Origin of the sequence: Mammaliicoccus sp. P-M58 (genome assembly GCF_022386165.1) — a bacterium.
In the GTDB taxonomy this organism is placed as follows: domain Bacteria; phylum Bacillota; class Bacilli; order Staphylococcales; family Staphylococcaceae; genus Mammaliicoccus; species Mammaliicoccus sciuri.
Genome location: NZ_JAJNJI010000007.1, coordinates 94,306 through 119,208 on the forward strand (window position 1 = coordinate 94,306; position 24,903 = coordinate 119,208).

General features: G+C 31.4%; 27 protein-coding genes. 7 read left to right on the forward strand and 20 right to left on the reverse strand.

The window, feature by feature from the left end:
* Positions 1 to 48: 48 nt before the first annotated feature.
* On the reverse strand, positions 49 to 216 hold the full coding sequence (locus LQ694_RS09470; RefSeq protein ID WP_049320466.1) for a hypothetical protein: 168 nt from the start codon (positions 214 to 216) through the stop codon (positions 49 to 51).
* Between the two features lie 245 nt (positions 217 to 461).
* On the opposite strand from LQ694_RS09470, the gene LQ694_RS09475 reads away from it, so the two are divergent.
* Positions 462 to 1,433, forward strand: a complete 972-nt coding sequence (locus LQ694_RS09475) for a bile acid:sodium symporter family protein (RefSeq protein ID WP_065381759.1) — start codon at positions 462 to 464, stop codon at positions 1,431 to 1,433.
* 333 nt (positions 1,434 to 1,766) lie between these two features.
* On the forward strand, positions 1,767 to 2,804 hold the full coding sequence (locus LQ694_RS09480) for a C45 family autoproteolytic acyltransferase/hydrolase (protein ID WP_049320432.1): 1,038 nt from the start codon (positions 1,767 to 1,769) through the stop codon (positions 2,802 to 2,804).
* 43 nt (positions 2,805 to 2,847) lie between these two features.
* Here the strand turns inward: LQ694_RS09480 and LQ694_RS09485 are convergent, their stop codons facing one another.
* Positions 2,848 to 3,687: a DUF4097 family beta strand repeat-containing protein gene (locus LQ694_RS09485; protein ID WP_239772007.1), complete on the reverse strand. Its 840-nt coding sequence runs from the start codon at positions 3,685 to 3,687 to the stop codon at positions 2,848 to 2,850.
* Positions 3,684 to 4,232, reverse strand: coding sequence for an HAAS signaling domain-containing protein (locus LQ694_RS09490; protein WP_058611165.1), 549 nt, complete (start codon positions 4,230 to 4,232; stop codon positions 3,684 to 3,686). The genes LQ694_RS09485 and LQ694_RS09490 overlap by 4 nt, the downstream gene beginning before the upstream one ends.
* 154 nt (positions 4,233 to 4,386) lie before the next feature.
* Here LQ694_RS09490 and LQ694_RS09495 point away from each other — a divergent pair, with 154 nt between their 5' ends.
* The 3 genes from LQ694_RS09495 to LQ694_RS09505 all read left to right on the forward strand — a co-directional run bounded on the left by LQ694_RS09495 (position 4,387) and on the right by LQ694_RS09505 (position 7,971).
* Complete coding sequence (locus tag LQ694_RS09495; protein ID WP_058611166.1) at positions 4,387 to 5,424, forward strand: S66 family peptidase; 1,038 nt, start codon at positions 4,387 to 4,389, stop codon at positions 5,422 to 5,424.
* Between the two features lie 81 nt (positions 5,425 to 5,505).
* Positions 5,506 to 6,057: a thioredoxin family protein gene (locus tag LQ694_RS09500; RefSeq protein WP_096792068.1), complete on the forward strand. Its 552-nt coding sequence runs from the start codon at positions 5,506 to 5,508 to the stop codon at positions 6,055 to 6,057.
* A 675-nt stretch (positions 6,058 to 6,732) separates the two neighbouring features.
* A complete protein-coding gene (locus LQ694_RS09505; protein WP_058611168.1) occupies positions 6,733 to 7,971 on the forward strand; it encodes an L-lactate MFS transporter in 1,239 nt (412 codons plus the stop codon).
* 82 nt (positions 7,972 to 8,053) lie between these two features.
* Here LQ694_RS09505 and LQ694_RS09510 read toward each other — a convergent pair whose 3' ends face one another.
* The 12 genes from LQ694_RS09510 to LQ694_RS09565 all read right to left on the reverse strand — a co-directional run bounded on the left by LQ694_RS09510 (position 8,054) and on the right by LQ694_RS09565 (position 18,954).
* Positions 8,054 to 9,412: a gluconate:H+ symporter gene (locus tag LQ694_RS09510; protein ID WP_058611169.1), complete on the reverse strand. Its 1,359-nt coding sequence runs from the start codon at positions 9,410 to 9,412 to the stop codon at positions 8,054 to 8,056.
* A 12-nt stretch (positions 9,413 to 9,424) separates the two neighbouring features.
* Positions 9,425 to 10,960: a gluconokinase gene (gene gntK / locus LQ694_RS09515; RefSeq protein WP_058611170.1), complete on the reverse strand. Its 1,536-nt coding sequence runs from the start codon at positions 10,958 to 10,960 to the stop codon at positions 9,425 to 9,427.
* Positions 10,961 to 10,969: 9 nt separating this feature from the next.
* Positions 10,970 to 11,677 (reverse strand): GntR family transcriptional regulator, encoded by a 708-nt coding sequence (locus LQ694_RS09520; RefSeq protein WP_058611171.1) that lies wholly within the window; start codon positions 11,675 to 11,677, stop codon positions 10,970 to 10,972.
* A 142-nt stretch (positions 11,678 to 11,819) separates the two neighbouring features.
* Positions 11,820 to 13,010: an amidohydrolase gene (locus LQ694_RS09525; protein WP_065381751.1), complete on the reverse strand. Its 1,191-nt coding sequence runs from the start codon at positions 13,008 to 13,010 to the stop codon at positions 11,820 to 11,822.
* 50 nt (positions 13,011 to 13,060) lie between these two features.
* Entirely contained in the window at positions 13,061 to 13,264 is a 204-nt protein-coding gene (locus LQ694_RS09530; protein ID WP_025905081.1) for a hypothetical protein, read from the reverse strand.
* 61 nt (positions 13,265 to 13,325) lie between these two features.
* Positions 13,326 to 14,054, reverse strand: coding sequence for an ABC transporter permease subunit (locus LQ694_RS09535; protein WP_065381750.1), 729 nt, complete (start codon positions 14,052 to 14,054; stop codon positions 13,326 to 13,328).
* Positions 14,051 to 14,923 carry a phenol-soluble modulin export ABC transporter ATP-binding protein PmtC gene (gene pmtC / locus LQ694_RS09540; protein ID WP_218697354.1) on the reverse strand — a complete coding sequence of 291 codons (873 nt, stop codon included), beginning with the start codon at positions 14,921 to 14,923 and terminating at the stop codon, positions 14,051 to 14,053. The genes LQ694_RS09535 and pmtC overlap by 4 nt, the downstream gene beginning before the upstream one ends.
* Before the next feature lie 17 nt (positions 14,924 to 14,940).
* Positions 14,941 to 15,606, reverse strand: a complete 666-nt coding sequence (gene pmtB, locus LQ694_RS09545) for a phenol-soluble modulin export ABC transporter permease subunit PmtB (protein WP_218697352.1) — start codon at positions 15,604 to 15,606, stop codon at positions 14,941 to 14,943.
* On the reverse strand, positions 15,603 to 16,259 hold the full coding sequence (locus LQ694_RS09550) for an ABC-2 transporter permease (protein WP_218697350.1): 657 nt from the start codon (positions 16,257 to 16,259) through the stop codon (positions 15,603 to 15,605). Before LQ694_RS09550 ends, pmtB begins: the two co-directional genes overlap by 4 nt.
* The gene (pmtA, locus tag LQ694_RS09555) at positions 16,260 to 17,135 is read right to left on the reverse strand and encodes a phenol-soluble modulin export ABC transporter ATP-binding protein PmtA (RefSeq protein ID WP_058611177.1); all 876 of its coding nucleotides are present in this window, start codon (positions 17,133 to 17,135) and stop codon (positions 16,260 to 16,262) included.
* Between the two features lies 1 nt (position 17,136).
* Positions 17,137 to 17,514, reverse strand: coding sequence for a PSM export ABC transporter transcriptional regulator PmtR (gene pmtR, locus LQ694_RS09560; RefSeq protein ID WP_025905075.1), 378 nt, complete (start codon positions 17,512 to 17,514; stop codon positions 17,137 to 17,139).
* A gap of 156 nt (positions 17,515 to 17,670) precedes the next feature.
* Entirely contained in the window at positions 17,671 to 18,954 is a 1,284-nt protein-coding gene (locus tag LQ694_RS09565) for an aminotransferase class I/II-fold pyridoxal phosphate-dependent enzyme (protein WP_218697348.1), read from the reverse strand.
* Between the two features lie 164 nt (positions 18,955 to 19,118).
* Between LQ694_RS09565 and LQ694_RS09570 the strand changes: the two genes are divergently transcribed.
* A complete protein-coding gene (locus LQ694_RS09570; protein WP_048540605.1) occupies positions 19,119 to 19,295 on the forward strand; it encodes a hypothetical protein in 177 nt (58 codons plus the stop codon).
* A gap of 51 nt (positions 19,296 to 19,346) precedes the next feature.
* On the opposite strand, the gene LQ694_RS09575 is transcribed toward LQ694_RS09570, so the two are convergent.
* The gene (locus LQ694_RS09575; RefSeq protein WP_058611179.1) at positions 19,347 to 20,159 is read right to left on the reverse strand and encodes a MetQ/NlpA family ABC transporter substrate-binding protein; all 813 of its coding nucleotides are present in this window, start codon (positions 20,157 to 20,159) and stop codon (positions 19,347 to 19,349) included.
* Between the two features lie 225 nt (positions 20,160 to 20,384).
* Positions 20,385 to 21,428 (reverse strand): ribosome small subunit-dependent GTPase A, encoded by a 1,044-nt coding sequence (gene rsgA, locus LQ694_RS09580; protein WP_218697345.1) that lies wholly within the window; start codon positions 21,426 to 21,428, stop codon positions 20,385 to 20,387.
* A 194-nt stretch (positions 21,429 to 21,622) separates the two neighbouring features.
* Here rsgA and LQ694_RS09585 point away from each other — a divergent pair, with 194 nt between their 5' ends.
* The gene (locus LQ694_RS09585; protein WP_058611181.1) at positions 21,623 to 22,141 is read left to right on the forward strand and encodes a methylated-DNA--[protein]-cysteine S-methyltransferase; all 519 of its coding nucleotides are present in this window, start codon (positions 21,623 to 21,625) and stop codon (positions 22,139 to 22,141) included.
* 30 nt (positions 22,142 to 22,171) lie between these two features.
* Here LQ694_RS09585 and LQ694_RS09590 read toward each other — a convergent pair whose 3' ends face one another.
* The 3 genes from LQ694_RS09590 to groES form a co-directional block, all read right to left on the reverse strand.
* Positions 22,172 to 22,735, reverse strand: a complete 564-nt coding sequence (locus LQ694_RS09590; RefSeq protein WP_065381744.1) for a GNAT family N-acetyltransferase — start codon at positions 22,733 to 22,735, stop codon at positions 22,172 to 22,174.
* Positions 22,736 to 22,864: 129 nt separating this feature from the next.
* Positions 22,865 to 24,490, reverse strand: a complete 1,626-nt coding sequence (gene groL, locus LQ694_RS09595; RefSeq protein WP_037589599.1) for a chaperonin GroEL — start codon at positions 24,488 to 24,490, stop codon at positions 22,865 to 22,867.
* 43 nt (positions 24,491 to 24,533) lie between these two features.
* Entirely contained in the window at positions 24,534 to 24,818 is a 285-nt protein-coding gene (gene groES, locus LQ694_RS09600) for a co-chaperone GroES (protein WP_025905068.1), read from the reverse strand.
* Positions 24,819 to 24,903 lie beyond the last annotated feature (85 nt).

Here is a 24,903-nt window from a genome sequence, read left to right on the forward strand (position 1 = left end):
ATATAAAAAAGGGAGCAATCACAGAAATATAGTGATTGCTCCTTTATTTTAATTATTAGATTCGATTTCAGATACAATTTCTTTTGTTTTTTGTTCTAATTCTTCAAAGTCTTTTTTAAATACAAATGCTAAGACAGCAATACCTGCCCCAACAGCAACTGTTGTTATAGCAATTAAGATGAAAAAGAATTTGAATATCCCTTTAATACAATCCATTGAAGTCACCTCATTCATCATTTTCTACCTCTTTCATCATAACATAATATTTAAAATACATAAAAGATATTATCCTTTTCTAAGCGAGATATTATCGATATATAGATATTTTAGTATAATTTCACTTCATATATGTATCATTTCATCATTAATATGTAAAATAAATAATTAATTCAAATAAAGTATTGAAAAATTTTTGTATTATTGTTAATATTCTGATTATTATTTAATTGGAAGGTGTATATATGAGTAACATTAAGAAGTTCAGTCAGTTTATCAATAAAACATTTGTATTTTGGATGCTATTAGCAGCAGTATTAGGCTTTAGCTTTCCAAATATCATTGCTCAAATAGCACCTTACATTCCTTATTTATTAGGAATTGTAATGTTTGGAATGGGCATGACTATTTCTACAAATGATTTTAAAGAAGTATTTAAATCTCCTAAAAGTGTGTTAATTGGTGTTATTCTTCAATATACTGTAATGCCTGTTACTGCATACTTAATCGCTAAAGGTCTTAATTTAAGTCCTGACGTAGCATTAGGTGTTATCTTAGTAGGTTGTTGTCCTGGTGGAACTGCATCAAATGTTATTAGCTATCTAGCTAAAGCAAATACTGCGTTATCCGTTTCTATCACAACTGTGTCTACATTATTAGCACCTATTGTTACACCTAGTTTAATATATTTATTCGCAAGAGAATGGTTACAAGTATCATTTGCATCTATGTTTATATCAGTAGTTCAAGTTGTATTGATCCCAATTATATTAGGTTTCATCGTTCAAAGATTCTTTAAACCAGTAGCTGAAAAATCTATTGATATTTTACCTATTATTTCGGTAGTATCTATTTCACTTATTCTTGCAAGCGTAGTCGCAGGTAATAAATCACAAATTATTGAAACTGGTCTAATTATGTTTGGCGTTGTCTTATTGCATAATGTCAGTGGTTTAACAATCGGATACTTATTAGCGAAATTATTCAAACTTAACCGACCAGATAAACGTGCCATTTCAATAGAGGTTGGTATGCAAAATTCTGGACTTGCTGTGTCACTAGCAACAGCACATTTCAATCCCTTATCCGCTGTTCCAGGTGCAATATTCAGCTTTATCCACTTAATCACTGGACCTACAATTGCTATTATATGGTCTAATCAAACTAAAAAGACTAACAATGCACAATCTTATACAACATCAACAGATCAAATATAATATTAAATGAGCATGGGACATTGAATTGTCCCATGCTCATTTATTTCAAAAATATATATTCTAGCTGTTCTATAAGCGTCATTTAATAGATTATCTTCTATACCATTCTTGCCATATCTTCTTTACGTAAATATATCCTTGATTCCACATTTTACATACCCCCTTCTCACATAATCTGTGAGATAATTGGTAATTCAAATATAACATGGTAATAAATTACATAGGTTAAGTGAGTATTACAATTTCTTTAATATCATATTTCCAATTATTTGAGAAGATTTACGTGACAAAGTACATAAGTTCAATCAAAATAAATATATGAGGAGTGATACTGTGCAAAATGTTAAGATGCAAACATTAGAATTTAGAGGTAACCATTATGATTATGGCGTTGCTCAAGCAGAATGGTTAAAATCTACTAAAATGTTGCAAAATAGAGAAAAAGAATGGAGAATTAGAAGACCCCGCTTCGATATTAATATAGATGAAACAAAAAATATATATCAAAAATTCGCACCAAAAATTTGGGACGAACTAATGGGTATTCAAGATACATTAAAATTTCCGTTAGAAACAATCTTGTTAAACTATGGTCATTATAGAGTTTATGCTAAAGATAGTGGTTGTTCCATCTTCTTAGGAGAAGATTATATGGTCAGAAACTATGATTATAGTCCTGCTACATATGATGGAAGATTTAGTCTATTCCAACCTACAGATGGTGGCTACGCACAAATCGGTCCTACTTCCAGAGTGACTGGCAGAATGGATGGCATGAATGAACATGGTTTAGCAATGGGCTATAATTTTATGCATCGTAAAAAACCAGGAGATGGATTTGTTTGCTATATGATTGGAAGATTGATCTTAGAAACATGTAAAGATGTCGATGATGCTGTTAGACTATTAAATGAAATTCCTCACCGTAGCTCATTTAGCTATATTTTAATGGATAAAACAAACAAAAGAATTACTGTAGAAGCGACACCAAGAGAAGTTGTTACTAAACAAAACAATTTATGTACAAATCATTTTGAAATATTAAGTCATGAGAATCGAAATTATATTAAAGAGTCTGTCGAAAGATATAATCGAATTGACCAAATCACAAATGACCAAATGACTTTAGGGGATGCTTTTCGATATTTTAATGATCCTCAGTATGAAATTTACAGTAATTTATTCAAAAGTTGGTCGGGTACGATACATACATCAGCATACATACCTAGCCAATTAAAAATGAAAATTGCACTTGGTGAAAATGGCACCATACATACATTTGATTTCAAAGAATGGTTAGATGGTAAATCCATTACCCTCCCTACAATAACAGGCCAGATTGATTCAGACATTCTATTTGCTAGTGAGTGAATGAAAATAGGCTGAGACTTCTAAGTCTCAGCCTATTTCTATATTATTTTATATAAATATCTCCGTTATCTGTATAACTTTCAATAACGTGTTTCCCTTTCCCTACTTTTTCGCCATTAAATGCTTTATTTTCAATTTTTGTATTGCCAGATTCAGCTTGAAGTTGTAATAAAGTATTCTTAGGTGGATTCATATAAGAAATTGAAATATCTCCGTCTTCTGTTGAAGATTTAATATCGCATTCATTTTTAAGTTGGCTAATATTAATATTACCAAGAGATGTAATCATTTCACTATTGACGAGACTACTTTTATCGACAGATATATTACCTGTTTTAAGTTCACCTGTAAATTCCGTCAAATCTGAATGTTTAACTTTGACACTTCCTAAGTCAGTCATCGCTTTAGCATTTTTTAAGTTCACATTATGATAAAAAATGTCACCAGTGTCCGTAATCATATTACTATTGTTGCTTTTAGCATCACGAACTGAAATGTTTCCTGTATTTGTTGTAATGTTAAATGATTCGTAATTTTTAGGTGGCAAAGTGATTACTAAGTGATTAATGGTTTTTCTAAATGGAATAAAGTTGGCATTAAATTTGTATTTATTTTCTCTCTCCGTAAAATGCAATAAATTATTTTCTATGCTCGCATTAACGTCTTGATTACCGTTATATTTAATACTTAAATATTTCCCTTTCTTAACTTCAACATTTGTATTTTGCCCATTCACGATAACTTGTTCAACCTGGTTGTTTTTATATATTTTTTCATATGTTTCTTGCTTTTCATATTTATTATTAACGGTAAACCATAGTATCGTTCCTAAAATGCCAAAAATTAAGAAGATGCCTAGACCAGATAAAAATAACTTCTTCATGATTCAGCACGCCCCTTAACGAGTTTCACACACCATCTTAAATATTTTAAGATACCTTTGTAACTCACTTCTATTAATTTAAGCCCTGCTACTAACAACATAAGTCCTAATCCAAAGAAAGAGATTGAAAAAATAATATTTGTAATATCTACCCAATAAAAACCGTGAACAAATACATTGATTACACTAACGATAGGACCTAACATCATTAAAGCACCGATTACAACTACAATGAGCAGTACAAAGGCAATGATAAGAAATGGAATAATAATAAAAAATATATTAAAAAAGCTTAGTCCTAATGTCGCTAATATTGCTTGAAATACATTCTTAAAATTGGGTGATAACTCTGCATCATGAATGGCACTTGTTGCATATATTTTCTTGGCGATCGCTTTAGGTTCACCAAGTTCTTGTATTAAACTTTGTTCATCTTCTGATTCAAAAAATTTCGTTTCATATTCGTACATTATTTTATCTCGTTCTACTTTAGGCAGTCGAGACAATTCATCCTCAAGGTAATTAAGGAAGGTTATTTTATCCATAGAAATACCCCTTATATTCTGAAGTTAACCTTACATTATTCATTATTTTACCATTCTTTTTACAAACAAACTTATATTATCATTTGAATTATTTGATTTCAAGTTATACCCGTATGCTATACTAATTTCAATATACAAATAAGGGGGTAATGATGTGAAAGAATTAATTAAACCGAGTAAGCTTTCTAAAGGTGACACTGTAGCAATTGTCTCTCCTTCATCAGGTGTAGCTGGCGAAAAAGACATATTATGGAGAACTAAAGTTGGTATACAAAGATTAAAGGATGAGTTCGGATTAAATGTCAAAGTCATGCCACACGCATTAAATGGTGCTGACTTCACATATAACCATCCAGAAAAACGAGTAGAAGATTTACATCAAGCACTTCAAGATCCAGAAGTTAAAGCTATTATCTGTACATTAGGCGGGGATGATTCCGTTCGATTATGGCCATACATAGACTTAAATATTATTAAGGATAATCCTAAAATTTTCAGTGGCTATTCAGACACAACTGCACTTCATTTCATGTTTTATCAAGCAGGTGTTTCTAGCTTTTACGGGCCACTATTATTAACGGATTTTGCAGAAAATGTTCAAATGGATGACTACACTGTTCAATCAATCAAACAAACGTGGTTCCAAAATGGTGTTGTTGGTAATGTACCTACTTCACCACAAATTAGAAAATTCGGTTTACAGTGGGATGAAAAGAAAAAAAATATCAATCGAGAATCTTTTGATAATAATGGATATGAAATTCTAAATGGTTCTGGCAAAGCTACAGGACATCTTATTGGCGGTTGTATGGAATTATTCCATTCATTAAAAGCAACTGATGTGTTCCCTAATAAAGATGTCTTTGATGGTGCTATTCTTTTCATTGAGACTGCTGAAGTTCATGCCCCGCCATGGTTGATGGAAGATTATGTTCGCGCATTTGGTTCTATGGGTATTTTTGATAGAATTAATGGCGTTATTATCGGAAGACCTCAAGACGATGTATATTATGAAGAATATAAAGAAGTCTGGGTTAAAATGTTAAAAGAATGGCATCAAGAAGATATGCCTGTTTTCTATAACGCTAGTTTTGGACATAATGAACCAAAATGCATTATTCCATACGGTGCACAAGCTGAATTAGATGTTGATAATAAGACATTTACAATAATCGATAATGCTGTAGATTAATTAAACTTTATAAAGTATTGTACTTTGCGAAATATTTCAGAATTGTTATAATATTAAGTATATAAAAGGGGGATTTTTATAATGACAAAGTTAGCTACATACTATGAACAGGCACAACCCATTAAAGAATATGTTAATGATATGACCACAAATAAAGAGCAATTACTCGATATTTATCAATCTTTCCAATTACCTAAAAATGACGAACGATTAGATAAAATTAAAGATAAAAATTATAAAGTACTTGTTATTACTGAAGATTGGTGTGGAGATGCAATGATGAACATACCTGTTCTATTAAACATTGCTGATTACGCTAATATTGAAGTGAAAGCTTTCCATCGTGATGAAGATACTAATTTAATCGATCAATACTTAACAAATGGTACTGCTCGCTCTATACCTATTTTTGTATTTTTAAATGAAAAGCATGAACAAGAACATGTTTGGGGACCAAGAGCAATCAGCGTCCAAAAATTTGTAGAAAATATCCGTAAAGATTTACCAAGTAAAGACGATCCAACATATGCTGAAAAAGAACAAGAAGTACATCATAGTATTCATGAAACATATCAAAATAAAACAGAATTTTGGGGTGACGTATACGAATCAATCGTTAGTTCAATCTCATAATCAGACGTACAAAGGCTCGGACATTCAGTCCGAGCCTTATTTATGTATGTGTGCCCCTATTCAACTTAGGAGAATTTCTCGCCATCCCCATGGCTACTAATATAACTATACTTCAAATCATTAAAAACAGAAAATTTATGTTATCAAAGTTAACATCTAAATTTGGACATGTGAAAAGCGCTCGTCCGGGAATTAACGAGCGCTTTTCGGGGAAGGGTTATTAATTAAGGAAACATGTATTTTTATAAAGCCGGGAAACTTTATAAAAATATCTTGAATCATTTTATGATCCATTTCAACGTTACAATTACAGATAACTATCAAAACACGTTCTACACAAAGTCATTTACAATCATGAAAAAAACATATACGAAATAGTTTTGAGGAATTGAATGGATTGTGCTTCGTGTTGTGTTATCTATGACTAAAGTATATCAGTGAGATAGGAATTTTTGTTGATTCATTCTCAACTCAAATATTTCATTTCTTAAGTGTATTTTACAACTATTTTTTTAACAGTTAGGCATGCCTAACTGTTAAAAAGACGATTAAATCAACATGCATTAAAACTGCCTAACTGTTCAAAAATGACACTTTTCAAAATTTTGATTGCTGAATATTCTGAATTTAGCTATAATGACATCAATTGGACACAATTACTTTAGGGGGAATATGATGAACAAGAAAACCAAAAACAGGTGGCTAATTGCTGTTGCAGCTGTTGGAATACATATTTCAATAGGATCTGTTTATTCATGGAGTGTATTCACGAAACATATTCAAAATGATTTAGGCTTTTCATTAAGTGAAGTATCAAGAATATTTAGTATTGCAATATTATTTTTAGGACTTTCTGCAGCTTTTATGGGACATTTCGTTGAGAAATTCGGACCTCGTTTATCCGGACTTGTTTCTACGATATTTTTCATCTCAGGATTGTTACTTTCTAGTTATGCTATTTCCGTCGAGAGCCTGCCCTTACTTTACTTAGGATATGGTGTATTATCAGGCATTGGGCTTGGTATTGGTTATATTGCACCTGTATCTACATTAGTGAAATGGTTCCCTGATAAACGTGGTATGGCTACAGGATTAGCGATTATGGGATTTGGATTCGCATCAATGATTGCCAGTCCAGTTATAGAATTTCTCATTACACATTTTAATCTTGTATCGACTTTTATCATTTTAGCAGTCGTATATTTTATCATCATGTTGATCTCTAGTTTATATTTAGAAAGACCACCAGAATATTATAGACCTAATAGTTTTAATCCTCAAAAAGAGAAAAAGAAAAAGCCTGACTTAGTTCAAATGTCTGCTAATGAGGCCGTCAGAACTAAAAGGTTTTATTATTTATGGTTAATGCTCTTTATCAATGTTACTTGTGGTATAGCGATTTTATCGGTAGCAAGTCCAATGGCACAAGAAATTGTAAACTTAACACCTACTCAAGCCGCGACAATGGTTGGCATTATCGGTGTGTTTAATGGTCTTGGTCGTCTCATTTGGGCAAGTATTTCTGATTTTATTGGACGAACAAATGTTTATACAATTTTCTTTGTCATTCAAATCGCATTATTCTTATGGTTGCCAATCGTTGATAGTCCAATGCTATTTCAAATTATTCTATTCATCATCATCTCTTGTTATGGCGGTGGTTTCTCTTCTATTCCCGCTTATATCGGTGATATATTTGGTACGAAACAACTCGGTGCCATACATGGCTATATATTAACTGCATGGGCAGCAGCTGGATTAGTTGGACCTTTTATATCGGCAACTGTCAGAGAAGTTACACAAAGTTACATGGCAACGTTATATATTTTCGCAGCATTCTTTGTCGTAGCATTAGCGATTTCATTCTTAATTAGAGTAGATATTAAAAGAATTAAAGAAATGCAAGCACATTAAACATCACATAAAATCAGATAACAAAACCTCCAAATCTTTAAATAAACAGATTTGGAGGTTTTTATATTCATATTTAAATATATTAAACAAATAGACTTATAAATAGTATAAAGATAATACCTGAAACTGATATAACTGTTTCAAGAAGCGTCCATGATAAGAATGTTTCTTTCATCGTTAAACCGAAATATTCTTTAAACATCCAGAAACCTGCATCATTCACGTGTGACGCGATTACACTACCAGCACCAGTTGCTAATACGACTAATGCTAAATTAGCATCTGATGATTCTAATAATGGCATAACAATACCAACTGTTGATATCGCAGCAACTGTAGCAGAACCTAATGCTAATCTTAGGACTGCTGCAACGATCCAAGCTAATAATATTGGAGACATTGCAGTATCTGTAAATAGTGACTCAACTGTTTTACCTACGCCACCATCAATTAATATTTGCTTAAATGCTCCACCGCCACCGATGATTAAGAGCATCATACCGATTGGATAAATGGCATTTGTTAATGTATCCATAACTTCTGTAACTTTATATCCTCGTTTGAGACCCATTGAATAAATAGCGAATAATACTGAAATTAACATTGCAGTACCCGCTTCACCAATAAAACTAATAAATCCTAAAATACCTTGTGGGTTTTCTGGTGAACCTGTTAATAAATCTACAATAGTAGAAATAAGCATAATGAATACAGGTAATAAAGCTGTTAAAGCAGAAATTCCGAAGCTAGGTGTTTCGTCTATATTGAATGTTTTTTGTTTACCTAATGAAGCTAAGTCACCTGACTTAGTAAATGCTTCTGGAATAGCTTTTTTCGCAAATCTTGTAAAAATAGGACCTGCAATAATTGTTACTGGTATTGCAACAATAAAGCCGAATAGTAATACTTGACCAATATCTGCACCAAATTCTTTAGCGATCATAACTGGACCTGGATGAGGTGGTAAAAATCCATGTGTAACAGATAATGCAGCTGTCATTGGAATACCTAAGTATAATGTTGAAACTTTAGACTCTTTAGCAATTGTAAAGACAATCGGAATTAATAATACTAACCCTACTTCGAAGAATAAAGCTATACCAATAATAAATGATGCTGTTACAACAGCCCATTGAATACGTTTTTGACCAAATTTATTAATCAATGTATGTGCAATTCTAGTTGCACCGCCCCCGTCTGCTAGTAACTTACCTAACATAGCACCGAGACCAAATATTAAAGCAATGTGACCGAGTGTAGATCCCATACCTGTTTCAATTGTACCGATGACTTTGCTTAGTGGCATTCCAAGCATAATACCCGTTAACATAGCCGTAATAATCAGAGATACAAATGTGTTAAGTTTTAACCACATTATTAAACCTAATAATATAACAATTGCGAGTGCGACAATTAATAATGGTGCAATTTCTGAAAACATATAAACATCTCCTTATGAATGTGTTGATTGAAATTCTGAAATTAAATCGTATTCTTCATTTAATTTACGACTTAAATTGATATATATCGGAATTAACGATTGGTAAATATCGACATTCTCTTGATTAGGTTCATGTTGATATGTTTTACCGACCATTTTGTTTAAAACTTCAAAATCCTCTATTTCCCCAATAGCTTTTAATCCTAATATGCAAGCACCTAAACAAGAACTTTCGTAACTTTCTGGTACTTCAACAGAAGTATCAAATATATCTGCCATCATTTGGCGCCATACTTCACTCTTAGCAAATCCACCTGTTGCTTTAATTTGTTCAGGTGCTTTATCCATCACTTCTATTAAAGCAAGATACACTGTATATAAATTAAGTAGAACACCTTCTAAAGCAGCACGTATCATATGTTCTTTTTTATGAGACAGTGTTAAACCAAAGTAACTACCTCTTGCATTCGCATTCCAAAGCGGTGCCCTTTCACCTGCTAAATATGGATGGAATAACAAACCATTTGCGCCAGGTTTAACTCTACTTGCAATCTTAGTTAAGACATCATATGAATCAACGCCTAGTCTTTTAGCTGTTTCAACTTCACTTGCTAACAATTCATCTCTTAACCATCTTAGAACGACACCACCGTTATTCACCGGTCCTCCGATGCAATAATGATCTTCTGTTAATACGTAACAGAATATTCTTCCTTTATCATCTGTCTTTGGTTTATCAATAATTGTTCTAATAGCACCGCTCGTTCCAATCGTTACGGCTACTTCTCCTTCACGATAGCTATTAACACCTAAATTGGACAATACGCCATCTGAAGCGCCTATTACAATCGGTGTATCTTCATTTATGCCCATAATATCGGCATAATTCTTTTTAACTTGTTTCATAATATGTGTTGTTGACACTAATTCAGGTAATTGTGTTTCACTAATTTCAAGCAAGTTTAAGACATCTTTATCCCAATTTAATGTATTCAAATTCATCATACCTGTCGCTGAACCAATCGAGTGGTCCATAACGTATGTTTCAAATAATTGATAGAATATATAAGTCTTAATATCTATCCATTTCTCAGTGTTTTTGAATATGTCGGCATGTTCATGTTTTAACCAATAAATTTTTGATAATGGAGACATTGGATGAATCGGTGTACCAGTTCTTTTATATATTTCTAATCCGTTATGTTCATTATTTATCTTATCTGCGTATTCACTTGCTCTATTATCTGCCCAAGTGATACATTCCGTTAATGGCTGATTATTTTTATCCATTGCTATCAAGCTGTGCATGGCACTACTGAAACTTAATAATTTGATTTCTTCTGGCTTAGCGCCAACTTCTCTAATTACTTTTTTTACTGTAAATAGTACAGCGTCGAATATTTCTGCAGGACTTTCTTCTGCAACGCCGATTTCATGGGTCGTCATTGGATATTCTATATTATGTTTTTTCAAAAAGTTCCCTTCGCTATCATAAATAACAGCTTTAGTACTCGTTGTACCAATATCTACACCAATCATATATTTCATTACAAAATCCTACTTTCTATCTATATTAGTTTGAGAATTCCACAAGACATCAATTTGTTCATCAACATCATCGAAATTTAAATGAAATGCTTCTTTCATTTTATTTCTGTCTTTATTTTCAATCGCTTCAATATATACTTTATGGTTATGAATGACTCTTTTAAAATCTTCAGGTTCATTCTGCATTCTTTTTCTCATTGAAATTAAAACTAAACATTCCATAACTGGCGTTAAATTGTGCCATATCATTTCAATGTATTGATGGTGAATAGCAGTAATCATTGATTCATGAAATAGTAAATCCAATCTTGTGAATTCATCTGCATCTTCAAATTCCACAGCCACAGCCATCATTTTTAATATTTTATTCAGTTGTTTAATCACTTCATCATTATTTTCAATTTGTAATCTTTCAAATACAAATGACTCTAACATCAACCTAATATCATATATTTCTTTTTGGTTAGCATTAGATAACCCTATAACTACTGCTCCCATACGCTCTAAAGATATAAGTCCATCTTGTTGCAAGAGTTTAAGTGCATCTCTTACTGGCGATCGACTTACTTCAAATTGTTGAGCAATTTTATTTTCACTTAACTTATCGCCTTCTTCTATAATCTTACTTATAATTGCTAGCCTAAGTTCACTCGCTACTTGCTCTCCCGTTGAACGATGCTTTAACCATTCGCTTGGATAATGATAATGATGTTTCATAAAATACCTCCAAACTTCGTATACTTGTATACAAGTTATTGTAAACGTTTTCGAATTATTTGTAAACGGTTACTGCTTATTTTTTAAAATACAAAAAAAGAGTTCAGGATTTTTTTAATCCCAAACTCTTATAAATATAACGCTATTCTATTGATAATCGGTTTAGTACAACTTCCCCTAATGCTTTACTCGCCGTTAATAAAGCATCTTCATTTACGACAAATTTCGGGCTATGGTTAAAGTGTGCTTTATCAATTCCATATGGTTTACATCCGACAAAGAAAAATGTACCTGGTATTTTTTCAAGATATATCGCAAAGTCTTCAGAACTCGTTAATTGTTCATGTTCTTTTAATGATTCAAAATAATCACCTTGACTCGTTGCCAAAATATCTATCAAATAATCTGTTTGTTTATAGTGATTGACTAGTGGAATACAATCTAATTCATATTTAAACTCACATTGAATATTAAATGTATCTTCTAATCCTTTAATTAACTGTTCGATTTCATCATGGATTTGATGACCTATACGGCTTTCCATATATCTTACATCACCAGCTAATTCCACACTATCTTGTATAACATTTAATGATCCTAAACCATTAAATGAACTAATCGTAACAACGCCCATATCAAATGGATTCAGCCTTCTCGATACAACGGTTTGAACATTCGTTACGAAAGTACTTGCTGCCATAATTGCATCATTCGCAAGGTGTGGACTTGATCCATGACCACCTTTTCCTTTAACTTTAAGGTGAAATAATGATCGACCACCCATTGTTGGACCTTTTCTATATGAAATAACTTCGGGTGTATAATCAGGGAATAAATGAATACCATAGATTTCATCCACACCATTTAAATATCCTGACTGCATCATGTCAATTGCGCCACCTGGTGCTAACTCTTCGGCATGTTGATGGATAATTATAATCTTACCTGGTAAATGCGCTTTAAGTTCGATCAAACATTCCGCAAGTATTAACAAATATGCAGTATGTGCATCATGCCCACAAGCATGCATCCACCCTTTATTTTTAGAACTAAATGGTAACCCCGTATCTTCAGTAATATTTAAAGCATCAAAGTCTGCTCGTAATGCAATTGTTCTTCCCGGTATACTGCCTTCAATCTCTACAATCAGTCCGTAATTACCACCAATACGTTTATGTATAACGACGTCTTTATTTTCATAAAATGCTTCTATATATTGTGAAGTCTTCACTTCATTAAATGAAGGTTCAGGATATTGATGTAAATATTGATAATGCTTAATCATGTCTTGCTCTTTTTGTTCAAGCTTTTTGAATAGTAAACTACGTAACATAAATTCACCCCCTCAATTTCATAAAAAGTAACTACCACAAGATGTAGTAGCTACTTTTTTTCATTTTTATCTTTTAATTTATCTGGATGTTCATCAACTTTATCTTCTTTTTCAAACTTCGCTAATACGGCTGTTAAGAAAAATCCTAGTCCAGCTCCAATCATTAATGAGCTAGGTGTACCGTGGAAAAAGAAACTTGCGACAATACATATTATACCAATAATGATATAATGTTTAATAAATTTTTTACCCAAAAATATCCCTCATTTTTATGTCTAATAAGTTAAATTTAACATAGAAATGAGGGATAAACCATTAAATATTCTTATTTCTTATCATGTAATGATTGATACCCGTGAATACAGCAATACATGCTACAGATATCCATATTTGTGATACTTTCATTGTTAGTAAACCTTGATTCAATATTTTAGGTAAAAAGTCTAAAGGATTGTATTTCATCATTTTTGATAAATCTCCCCCTATTTCAGGAATAAATATAAATGCATCAAAGATATTAGGTAAAAATAATATTAATATGATTGCAGTAGTATAAACAACTGCTGATTTACCTGTAAGTAAATTAAGGATATTTAATAATGTTCCGTAAAATAGCATGATAAGTAGAAATTCACCAAGCATTTTGAAATAGTCAGAGACACTTAATTCGCCTGCATCGATAATAGTTGATGCTAATAATGTAAATAGCGTACCTAAAATCGTAAATATAATAACAATGCCAATGATAGATAGTAACTTGCCATATAAATACTTCACTCTATTTGTTTTAGAATTTAAAAACAACTGAATCGTACCATACTGCATATCACGTACGATCGTTCTAATAGAGAACATTAATAATACAAGTCCACCAAATACGAAGAACATAGCCAATACAACTTGAGCATCAAATGGTCCATCTAACGTTTTGACAGAAATCATGATGGCTATTCCTGGAAACAATGAAATGAGAAATCCTAAATAGCCTAATGGACTTTTAAATATTCTCGTTAAATCATATTTTACATGTTGAGCGATATTCATGATACTTCAACTCCTTTGTTAATATTAAAGTATTGATCTCTTAAAGTCGTTTTATTATTTTGAATAAACTTAGGATAAATATTTTGAGCGCTTAACGCTTTTAACACTTCTTGATAATCTTGTAGTGCTTCAACTGAAATAATCGATTCTTGTTTATTACTTGTTACCACTTTGTAATTCATCGTAAGAAGATTAAGTGCTTCATTATAGCTTGAATGGTCAAAGATAAATTTGGTCACGTCTTTAGATTGAGCTTTCATATCGTAATCTTCAACAATCGCACCATCTTTCATAAATACTGTTCTATCACATATTAATTCAATATCTTCTAACTTATGACTTGAAATGAGTACTTTAATATTCAAATCTTTACTTACTTTTTCTAAAGTTTTTAAGACATCAATCGAACCGTCTGGATCCATCCCGTTTGTCGGTTCATCTAAAATTAAATATTGTGGTTTATTCATAAGTGCTACTGCAATAGATAGCTTCTGCTTCATTCCCATTGAATATTTTTTTACTTTTTTGTTGATATAAGGCTTAATGCCAAATGACTCGATTAACATATTGATATAATCATCATCTACATTTGTCCCTAATACATTTCTAAAGAAGTTTAAATTATAATAGCCTGTTTTATTTAAATATAATTTCGGGTTTTCTATTAAATAACCCACTTTGTCCCTATTTTCTTTCTTGAAAGTCCCTTCATATTTCATAATATTCTGGTTCATAATTTTCATTAATGTTGTTTTACCTACACCATTTTTCCCGATTAATCCTACAATTTGGCTATCCCCAAAATCAAAGTTAATATTCTTGAGGATATGTTGCTTACCGTAATACTTTTGTATATTATTTAATTTCACGATTATTCACCTCTCCTTTAAATTGTAATTTCATGTTTTCGCGATTTATTGATTGAAATGATATAACTTACGATAAATAGAATGATGGAACAGCCTAAGAATATTGACATATCATGTATCTTAAATATATGCGATTGTATAGAAAAGAATTTAAGCACATAATCTATAAACTGTATTGAGTTTGGTACAATTGCACCGACTATAATCATCCAAAATATAATAGGAATTTTGATTAATCTTTTATACTCAGCAAATGGCAAGATTAAACTGATCGTCAACAAATTCCCTGCAATGCTTAAACACATGCCTGAAATATCATATGAGACTTCCATGGCAGGTTCTTGTATTAAAAAAGCAACAATCGTAAATAAACCAAGTAGTAATTGTGTGAATAAAATAAATATTAATCCTGTTAAATAATGAGCATTAACAACTGTTGATTGCTTTACAGGCAAACTTAAAAATGTATATTCAGAATGATTTTTATTGATTCTATTAAATAGAAAATACATTGGCACTAAGAACACAATATGAATCATAACGACGAGTATGCCTAAAATAGCTATTTTAATAAAACCATCAATTGGTAATATGACTATTATTGGTAGTAACAATGCTGTAGCCAACATTATATATAGGTATGATTTTGATAAAATTAAGTTTCTATATAAGATTGCCTTCATTTTATACCTCCATAAACCGTAATTTGATTTTGTTTAGCTTGTTTGATAGCTCTACTAAACTGAATCGACCATATGATTGCAACGATTAACAATATGATTGCTGGTGAATAGTATAAAAATATTTTCCAACCTAAAACTTCAGCAAATTGATATTGTCGATTTGAATATATACCAAAGTAAAACATTGTAAATATGCCGTACATAGCAACTAATATCCAAGCACCAAATTGATTAATATTTAAATGTGCAAATGTTGGATAAACGAGGCTTAACGTAAATAAATTCGTTGCTACAATAAATAACCCAGCTTGTAAAAATATTGTGTCTTGTTTTACGACTGCTATGACCATAATCATGATAAATGAAATACCTGTTACTAATAAGTTATATAAATAATGCCCTTTTACAATATCAATTTTAGAGATTGGTAAACTCATATAAAAGATTTGACTACTTTGTTTATTTAAAAATATCGCATGATTAATACTGTGAACTGAAACGACTGCGACAAAATATACCGCTAATACATTCATGAGTTCTATATTTTGAAAAGATACAGTAAACTTCGTTATAAATACTAATCCGAAGCAGATTAAATAAAGTAAGTAATACCCCTTCTCATATTGAAAGTTCCGGTAGAAAACAGCTTTCATTTATACCACTTCCTTATCGAATTGATCTTTCTCAATTCTTACCATAATATCCTCTATTGATGGTGTTTCAACGACTACTTCATTTCCAAATAACTCAACAAATACAGAGCTTTGTCTTGTTAATCCTGAGAAACCTGTATTCGTTTCTTTCACACTGATTAATAACGATCTTAATTCATCATCAAGTATGGATTTGTCTCCTTTGATGATTCGATAACCATCCGTTAAATCTTCTACACTTTCATTAATAACAATGGATCCATTTTTCAAATAGACAATATAATCAGCGATTTTCTCTAAATCTGAAATAATATGTGTAGAGAAAAAGATTGTTTTTTCTTCATCTATTAACTCTCTTTGTAAAATTTCAAGCACTTCATTACGTATGACCGGATCAAGTCCTGCAGTTGGTTCATCTAGAATGTATAGTTCAGCATGGTGACTTAATGCAATTGCTAACGACAATTTCATTTTCATACCTGTTGAAAATTGCTTAATTTTTTGTTTATAAGGTAATTTAAATTCTTTAATATAACCTTCAAATACATCGTGGTCCCATTGTTTATAATATTTACTGACAACTTTCTCGATTGTTTTAATATTCCAGTTTTCATACATATATAATTCAGAATAGACAAAGCCGATTTTATTTTTAATTTCAACTGGATTCTCACTTAAATATTCTCCAAGTATCTTTAAATCTCCACTTTGTTCTTTAAGAAGACCCATAATTATACGAATAATAGTAGTTTTACCAGCACCATTCGCACCAATAAATCCTGTTACATAACCTTTACGTACTTCAAAATTAACATCTGATAATTTAAGATTTTTATGACTAAAATTTAGATTTTTAACGTCTATCGCATTGTCCATTTTATTCACCTTCCTCATAAATCAAATTAACGATTTCATTGAGTTCTTTAACATCCATTCCGATTAACTTTGCTTGTTTAGTTAAATCTCTTGCTAAATCCTCTATGACAATAAATTGTTTTTCTTTCATGATTGAGGGATCTTGTGATTTTACAAAAGTACCTTTCCCTCTTATTGTAGTGACAAATTGCTCTTGTTCTAAATCAACATATGCACGTTTAGTTGTTATTAAACTGACACCTAAATCACTTGCTAACTCTCTCATAGAAGGTAATGAAGCACCCGGTTCTACTTTACCTTGTAATATTTGTGCTTTGATTTGTTCTTTAATCTGTTCGTAAATTGGTTGATTACTATTATTTTGAAGTAGAATCTTCATGTTTAACCTCCCTCTCTCCAACTGTGTATAAACAGTATATACACTATATACATATTTGTCAAACTCATTCATCAAAAATCTTATAAATCAGCGTTTTAAGACATAAAAAAACAGAGTGTGTATACACATCATATATACACACTCTGTTTAATTTTATTATTTTAAGTCATTGATTGCTTTAGCAATAGATTCAAATACATGTTCTATATCAGATTTTTCAATACAGCTAAACGCAATACGGATATCTGTTTTATTTAAAGCAATAATACCGATACGATACTTCTCAATTAAATGTAATCTCAATTGTTCAGGGTCTACATCTAAAACTTTAAGTGCCATAAAGTAACCTGAATTAAATGCATACGGCGTCCATAATGATCTAAATTCATCACGATAAGCGACTTCTTTAGTTACTTCATATCTTTCTTTTAAAATATTCACGTTATGATCAACTTGATCTTGGAAAGAAGGATCTTCCATTGCATGAATAATTGCAGTTTGGCTTGGTAAAGAACAACTTGATAAGTTACTTCTAATTAATCCTTTTAATTTAGCAACTAATACATCTTTAACAACATCATTTTGACTACCAAATGTTAAGAAACCAACACGGAAGCCCCATGAGAAGTATTCTTTAGTTGCGCCATCAACTTTAACTGGCATAATATTTTCGTGATTTAACGCTGTTAATGCTGTAAAGACAGATTGTTTATAAACATCTTCAAAGAACAATCCATAATAAGCATCATCAACTAATGTAATCACTTGTGTACCTTTATCAGCTAATTGTTTAATAGCTTCAACCATTTCTTTAACTTCTTCAACTACTGGTGTATAACCAGTTGGATTATTTGGGAAGTTTAAAACAAGAATAACTTTTTCTTTTTTATATTGTTCTAAAGCATGTTTGAAATATTCTAAAGTGTAACTGCCATCTTCTTCAAAAGCTTTGTAAGTTTCAATGTTCGCACTATGTCTTACACCAAAAGCTAATTTATAGTTACCCCAGTTATGTTCAGGTAATAAAATTGTATCTTGTGCATCTACAAATAAATCTCCAGCTAAAGATAAGCCATGTGTTAACGCATTTGTTACCACTGGTTTAGAAATATCATCAGCACTTAAATCAGGATTGTCTTTTAAAATTTTCTGTTGCCATAATGTACGTAAACGTTCGTCACCTTGTGGCGGTGCATATGGGAATATATCACTTGGATCTTGGTCACCAAATTGGTTATATAAAGCATCTGTGTACATAATACCTTCATCAGTTGTTGCCATACCGATTGTTGCATTATACTTTGTACCTTTTGCTTCTCCAGATTGTGATAAAATACCCTTTGGATAATAAATAGATTTACCTAAATCGGAAAGCATATCTAATACAACAGGATATTCTTTTTTCAGTTGTTCATTTAATTCTAATGCTAGTGGGTTCATAGAAAGTCATCCTCTTTCATTGTTATGATACTTCTATACTAGACGAGAATTATGAAAATTAAAAGTGTGTTCACTAAATTTCATCATTTAATTTTAGAAAATCATCCCTTTTTGGATAACAAATAAATAATTGATATAATAAATTAAGTAAAGGAGCAAAACATATGTCTACAATTACAAAAGTTCTCGTTGGTTTAGCTATAATCTGCTTAATTATTGGAATAGGCATTCAAATAAGCGGCAACTCAGGCATTCAATTTACATTCGCATCAATATTATTTTTAGTAGCCGCATTTATAAGTAGAAATGGCGACCGCAAAAAAGCTAATAAAAAGAAGTAAAAAAATATAGAGACTGGAACATAAGGTAATGTCCCAGTCTCTATATTTATATTATGATTGTTTTGGTATTTTCCAATAATCATCTTTATTTTCTTTATCTAACACTTTCTTAAATCCTTTTGATTGATACGCCTCTTTAATATCTTTAACCCATTTAGCATCTTTGTTTTTACTATCTACGACAACTTGTAAATATAAATCTTCTACTAAATCTTCTTTTAGAAGTCCTTTAGATGGGTCAACCTTCGAAGCGTAAACAATTGATCCTGGAATAACTGCATAATCAACTTCGTCTAAAATTCTAGGTATATTAGCTGAGTCCATCGTTTTAATATTAAGGTTCTTAGGATTATCAGAAATATCTTTCTTCGTAATTTTAATATCATTTTTATCTGCATTTAATTTAATCCAGCCTGCTTTTTCTAATAAACGATACGCTCTTGCTGCATTTGATGGATCTTGTGGTATAGCTATTGTATCTCCTTTTTTAATACCTTTAAGATCTTTATTTTTATTAGAGAAAATTTGTGCAGGCACTGTTGGTATTTTAGTAATATTCGTTAAATCAGCATCTCTTTCTTTATTAAACGTATCCATATACGCTTTATGTTGATCAACGTTAACATCCACACTACCTTCTTGCAAAGCAACATCAGCTTGTAGTAATTCAGTGAAGTCTTTATCTTTAACAGTATAACCTTTCTTCTCTAGTTCAGGTTTAATACCTTTCAAAAACAACTCACTATAAGGTCCCGGTGATGTAGCAATAGTAATTTCTTTCTTTTCTTTGTCATCATTATTTCCACAAGCTGCTACCACAACTGATAAAATAAGTGTCAAAGCTAAAAATATGTATCTTTTCATAAAAACGCCTCCCTTAATTCCGACTAAACTCATCTGTTTAATTATTATATTATCATTTAGTAATCTAAAGTCAATCAAATTTTTAAATGTTACACTCTCTTTAGGAGTGATGATTATGGCTTTATATCAAAAGTTAATTTAAACGAATGCTGGTGAAATGACTGTACCTTTAACATAATAAAAAAACAGAAATCCTCTATTGAAGAATTCTGTTTAATAGTTCGTTTAATATTTTGGTTTATTTCTATTCATTTTAGTTAATGATTTCCATTGTTTTTTCTTTTCAGAAGCCGCTTTTTTTGATACTTTCGAATTGTTATAAGCAATTTCTTTTTTAAGTTTTAGATAGTTGTTATATTGACTTATATCTAAATCACCATTTTTTAAAGCTTCTTGAACTTTACACCCAGGTTCAGTCTCATGTTTACAATCACTAAACTTACAATTTTGGGAGAGTAATTTAATATCCTCAAAACTGTCTATTATATTATCTTGGTCAACTGATAGCCCTAAGCTTCTCATTCCAGGTGTATCAATTATTACACCGGTAGGCTGAATCAAATACAAACCTCTATGTGTTGTTGTATGTCTACCTTTTTGATCATCTTCTCTTGTTGAATGAGTTTTTAAAATATCTTTGCCAACTAAATAATTTGCTATACTCGATTTTCCAACACCTGACGACCCTACTAGTGTTGCAGTCATACCTTCATAGAACCTTTTCTTAATTTGATCCATATTGATATTTTTAATCACACTAGTAGTGATAATAGGGACATTACTTAATCTCCTATTGACTAATTGAACTTTTTCTTTGTAATCATCAATAATGTCAAACTTATTCAAAATGATAACAGGCAAGGCACCACTTTCTTTAATTTGAATCGCATATCTTTCTAACCTGTTTAAATTAAAGTCGCCATCTAGTCCCATTACAATAAACACTTCATCAATATTCGTTGCTATATATTGGTCAAGTGATTCATGTTTTTTAGATTGCCGTTTTAGCTCACTAGTTCTTGGTAATATATCAATTATCAATTTAAAATCATTTAGTTCATTAACGACAACCCAGTCTCCTATAGCAGGTATCAAATTTTGATTAACTAATTTTTGTGTAATCTCTGCTTTATACTGACTTGTGGTTGTTATGACTTTAAAATGATTTTTAGAGACGAAAGATATTCTTCCAATTTTAAATTCATCACTAAAATTATTCTTATAATATGATAATTGTTCTTCTTTAATACCTAATTGTTCTATTTTCATTTAACTCCCCATTTATATAAATTAGGAATTATGGCCACCCATACTTAAGTTAACAAGAAACAATTGATTTAAATCCATCATAATACATCACCCTTTCAAACTTATTACCATAATTGTATATGAACATATATTTTTATTCAAATTCATAAAGTATGAGTTGTCTATATGTTAAACTTTCATTAGGAGTGATGATTATGGCTTTATACCAAAAGTTAATTCAAACGAGTGCTGGTGAAATGTTAGCAATTGCTAATAATGAGTACTTATTAATGTTACATTTTACGAATAAACCTTCGTTAGAAGAAGAGTTACAAATTGTACGTAAACAACTTAATTCAGAAATTAATGATGAAAGTAATCATGTTTTAGATAAGCTTGAAGAGGAATTGATTCTTTATTTTGAAGGTAATCTTTCTAATTTTACAACACCTATACATTTTAATTTTGGTACACCTTTTCAACAAAAAGTGTGGCGTGCTTTATGTGATATTCCATTTGGCGTGACGATATCTTATAAGCAGTTAGCTGAAAATATTGGTAAACCTACTGCTTTTCGTGCTGTCGCTAATGCAAATGGTAAGAATTTTATTACGATTCTTGTACCTTGTCATCGTGTGATAGCTGCTGATGGTTCAATTGGTGGATATTCCAGTGGCATAGAACGAAAAGAAATCTTGCTTGATATTGAGAAAAATAAAAGTAACATCGGCTAATATTTTAACCGATGTTAATTTTTTAGTTTACTATAAATGTTTAATCATATATTTGTAGTCATGTCCACTTAGTTTTCGAACATATGATGGCTTGAAACCAAGTTTCTCATATAATTTCATTGCACCTTCATTATCAAATTCACAATTTAATGATACTTGCTTAAATCCTCTTTCTTTAGCTCGTTCAAAAGCATCTTCTATAAGTTTAGAAGCAATACCTCTACCTCTATATTCTGAAAAGACCGCAACTGAATCAATATATAAATCACCATTATCCGCTTCATGTTCAGGTAACGGCGTTCCTTCTAATTTAAAAGAATCTTTAAATGCAATATTGTACCAATTTTCTTCAAGTTGTTTTTCGTCAGTACCACTATAGCAATTAAGAAAACCTGCTACTTCACCATCGACTTCATATACCTGACTATGTTTATAATGGTTTCTATATTCACTCTCAACACTCGCTTGTTCAAGTAATCTTAAAACAGTTTCCTTATCATTTTGAACAACTAAAGGTAGTTCCATATCATGCCAAATCATAAACATTAACTCACTTAGTTTTTTCGCATCTTCTTTAACAGCAGGTCTAATCATATTTTCTACTCCTTTAATACAAATTAGATTCATTTTAACATAAAAATCCCCTTTCCATATGGTTTAATACCATTTAGAAAGGGGATTAGACATATCTCTTAATTTGTAATGTCGGTTATATTTACCGAATTACATCATACCTGGCATTCCGCCCATGCCGCCCATATCTGGTGCTGCTGGTTCTTCTTCTGGAATGTCTGCTACTACTGCTTCAGTAGTTAAGAACATTGCTGCTACAGATGCTGCATTTTGTAATGCTGAACGTGTAACTTTTGTTGGATCGACAATACCTGCGTCTAACATATTTACCCATTCATCTGTTGCTGCATTGTAACCAATACCTTCATCAGCATTTTTAAGTTTTTCAACTATAATTGATCCTTCTAAGCCAGCATTTTCAACGATTTGACGTAATGGTGCTTCAAGAGCTTTCAACACAATGTTCACACCAGTTTGTACATCGCCTTTTGCTTCAACTTCAGCTACTTTATTATAAATAGATACTAATGCTGTACCACCACCTGCTACTATACCTTCTTCAACTGCAGCACGTGTAGAGTTTAAAGCATCTTCAATTCTTAATTTACGTTCTTTTAATTCTGTTTCAGTTGCAGCACCTACTTTAATAACTGCAACGCCACCTGCTAATTTAGCTAAGCGTTCTTGTAATTTCGTACGATCAAAGTCTGAAGTTGTTTCTTCAATTTGAGCTTTAATTTGACCAACACGAGCGTCGATATTTACTGAGTCACCTTGACCTTCAACAATTGTAGTGTCATCTTTAGTAACTTGAACTTTACCTGCTTCACCAAGCATATCTAGAGTTGTTTCTTTTAAATCTAAACCTAAGTCATCAGTAATCACTTGACCACCAGTTAAAATTGCTAAATCATCTAACATTGCTTTACGACGGTCACCAAATCCAGGCGCTTTAACTGCTACTGCTGTGAATGTACCACGTAATCTGTTTAATACTAAGTTTGTTAATGCATCACCATCAACATCGTCAGCAACAATTAAAATTGGTCTATTTGTTTGTAAGATTTTTTCTAAGATAGGTAAAATATCTTGGAATGAAGAAATCTTTTTATCTGTAATTAAGATGTAAGGATTTTCTAATTCAGCAGTCATTTTGTCTGAATCTGTCACCATATATGGTGAAGTATATCCTCTATCAAATTGCATACCTTCAACAACTTCTAATTCTGTGCTGAATCCTTTAGATTCTTCAATAGTAATAACACCGTCATTACCTACTTTTTCCATTGCTTCTGAAATAAATTTACCAATTTCTTCATCAGCAGCAGAAATAGAACCAACTTGTGCAATTTCTTCTTTTTTCTCAACTGGTTGTGAGATATTGTGTAATTCTTCTAAAGCTACTTTAACTGCTTTATCAATACCTTCACGAATACCAACTGGATTTGCACCACTTGTTACGTTTTTTAAACCTTCTTGAATCATCGCTTGAGCTAAGACAGTTGCTGTAGTTGTACCGTCACCTGCAACATCATTTGTTTGGTTCGCAACTTCTGCAACTAATTTAGCACCCATATTCTCATATGGATCTTGTAATTCAATTTCTTTAGCGATTGTAACACCATCATTTGTGATTAATGGTGAAGTGAATTTTTTATCTAAAACGACGTTACGTCCTTTAGGTCCTAAAGTTACTTTAACTGCATTTGCTAATTTATCAACACCAGCAAGCATAGAACGTCTAGCGTCTTCTGAAAATTTTAGTTCTTTAGCCATTTATAAAAACCTCCATAAAATATCTTCAAAAATATTATCTAAATTATTCAATAACTGCTAAAATGTCATCTTCTGAAAGGATAATATATGTTTCTTTATCACGTTTAACTTCTGTTCCTGCGTATTGTTGATATACAACTTGATCACCTACAGCAACATCTACAGTAAGTCTTGTACCATCTTCTAGACGCTTACCTGGTCCAACAGCAACAACTTTTCCTTCGTTAGACGATTCTTTAGCTGAATCTGTCAATACAATCCCGCTAGCTGTAGTTTGTTCTGTTTCTGTTTTCTCAATAATAATTCTATCTCCCAATGGTTTTAACATTTATAAAATCCTCCTTGGCGCTAATAATGTTAGCACTCTTTATACTTAAGTGCTAACTACATTTTTATAATAATCAAATTTGGTC

Bases quoted from the DNA above. Each gene is read 5' to 3' on its own strand.
- LQ694_RS09470 (WP_049320466.1), bottom strand. From the start codon at position 216: ATGGATTGTATTAAAGGGATATTCAAATTCTTTTTCATCTTAATTGCT.
- LQ694_RS09475 (WP_065381759.1), top strand. From the start codon at position 462: ATGAGTAACATTAAGAAGTTCAGTCAGTTTATCAATAAAACATTTGTA.
- LQ694_RS09485 (WP_239772007.1), bottom strand. From the start codon at position 3,687: ATGAAGAAGTTATTTTTATCTGGTCTAGGCATCTTCTTAATTTTTGGC.
- LQ694_RS09490 (WP_058611165.1), bottom strand. From the start codon at position 4,232: ATGGATAAAATAACCTTCCTTAATTACCTTGAGGATGAATTGTCTCGA.
- LQ694_RS09500 (WP_096792068.1), top strand. From the start codon at position 5,506: ATGACAAAGTTAGCTACATACTATGAACAGGCACAACCCATTAAAGAA.
- LQ694_RS09505 (WP_058611168.1), top strand. From the start codon at position 6,733: ATGAACAAGAAAACCAAAAACAGGTGGCTAATTGCTGTTGCAGCTGTT.
- LQ694_RS09510 (WP_058611169.1), bottom strand. From the start codon at position 9,412: ATGTTTTCAGAAATTGCACCATTATTAATTGTCGCACTCGCAATTGTT.
- gntK (WP_058611170.1), bottom strand. From the start codon at position 10,960: ATGAAATATATGATTGGTGTAGATATTGGTACAACGAGTACTAAAGCT.
- LQ694_RS09520 (WP_058611171.1), bottom strand. From the start codon at position 11,677: ATGAAACATCATTATCATTATCCAAGCGAATGGTTAAAGCATCGTTCA.
- LQ694_RS09525 (WP_065381751.1), bottom strand. From the start codon at position 13,010: ATGTTACGTAGTTTACTATTCAAAAAGCTTGAACAAAAAGAGCAAGAC.
- LQ694_RS09535 (WP_065381750.1), bottom strand. From the start codon at position 14,054: ATGAATATCGCTCAACATGTAAAATATGATTTAACGAGAATATTTAAA.
- pmtB (WP_218697352.1), bottom strand. From the start codon at position 15,606: ATGAAGGCAATCTTATATAGAAACTTAATTTTATCAAAATCATACCTA.
- LQ694_RS09550 (WP_218697350.1), bottom strand. From the start codon at position 16,259: ATGAAAGCTGTTTTCTACCGGAACTTTCAATATGAGAAGGGGTATTAC.
- pmtA (WP_058611177.1), bottom strand. From the start codon at position 17,135: ATGGACAATGCGATAGACGTTAAAAATCTAAATTTTAGTCATAAAAAT.
- pmtR (WP_025905075.1), bottom strand. From the start codon at position 17,514: ATGAAGATTCTACTTCAAAATAATAGTAATCAACCAATTTACGAACAG.
- LQ694_RS09565 (WP_218697348.1), bottom strand. From the start codon at position 18,954: ATGAACCCACTAGCATTAGAATTAAATGAACAACTGAAAAAAGAATAT.
- LQ694_RS09570 (WP_048540605.1), top strand. From the start codon at position 19,119: ATGTCTACAATTACAAAAGTTCTCGTTGGTTTAGCTATAATCTGCTTA.
- LQ694_RS09575 (WP_058611179.1), bottom strand. From the start codon at position 20,159: ATGAAAAGATACATATTTTTAGCTTTGACACTTATTTTATCAGTTGTG.
- rsgA (WP_218697345.1), bottom strand. From the start codon at position 21,428: ATGAAAATAGAACAATTAGGTATTAAAGAAGAACAATTATCATATTAT.
- LQ694_RS09585 (WP_058611181.1), top strand. From the start codon at position 21,623: ATGGCTTTATACCAAAAGTTAATTCAAACGAGTGCTGGTGAAATGTTA.
- LQ694_RS09590 (WP_065381744.1), bottom strand. From the start codon at position 22,735: ATGATTAGACCTGCTGTTAAAGAAGATGCGAAAAAACTAAGTGAGTTA.
- groL (WP_037589599.1), bottom strand. From the start codon at position 24,490: ATGGCTAAAGAACTAAAATTTTCAGAAGACGCTAGACGTTCTATGCTT.
- groES (WP_025905068.1), bottom strand. From the start codon at position 24,818: ATGTTAAAACCATTGGGAGATAGAATTATTATTGAGAAAACAGAAACA.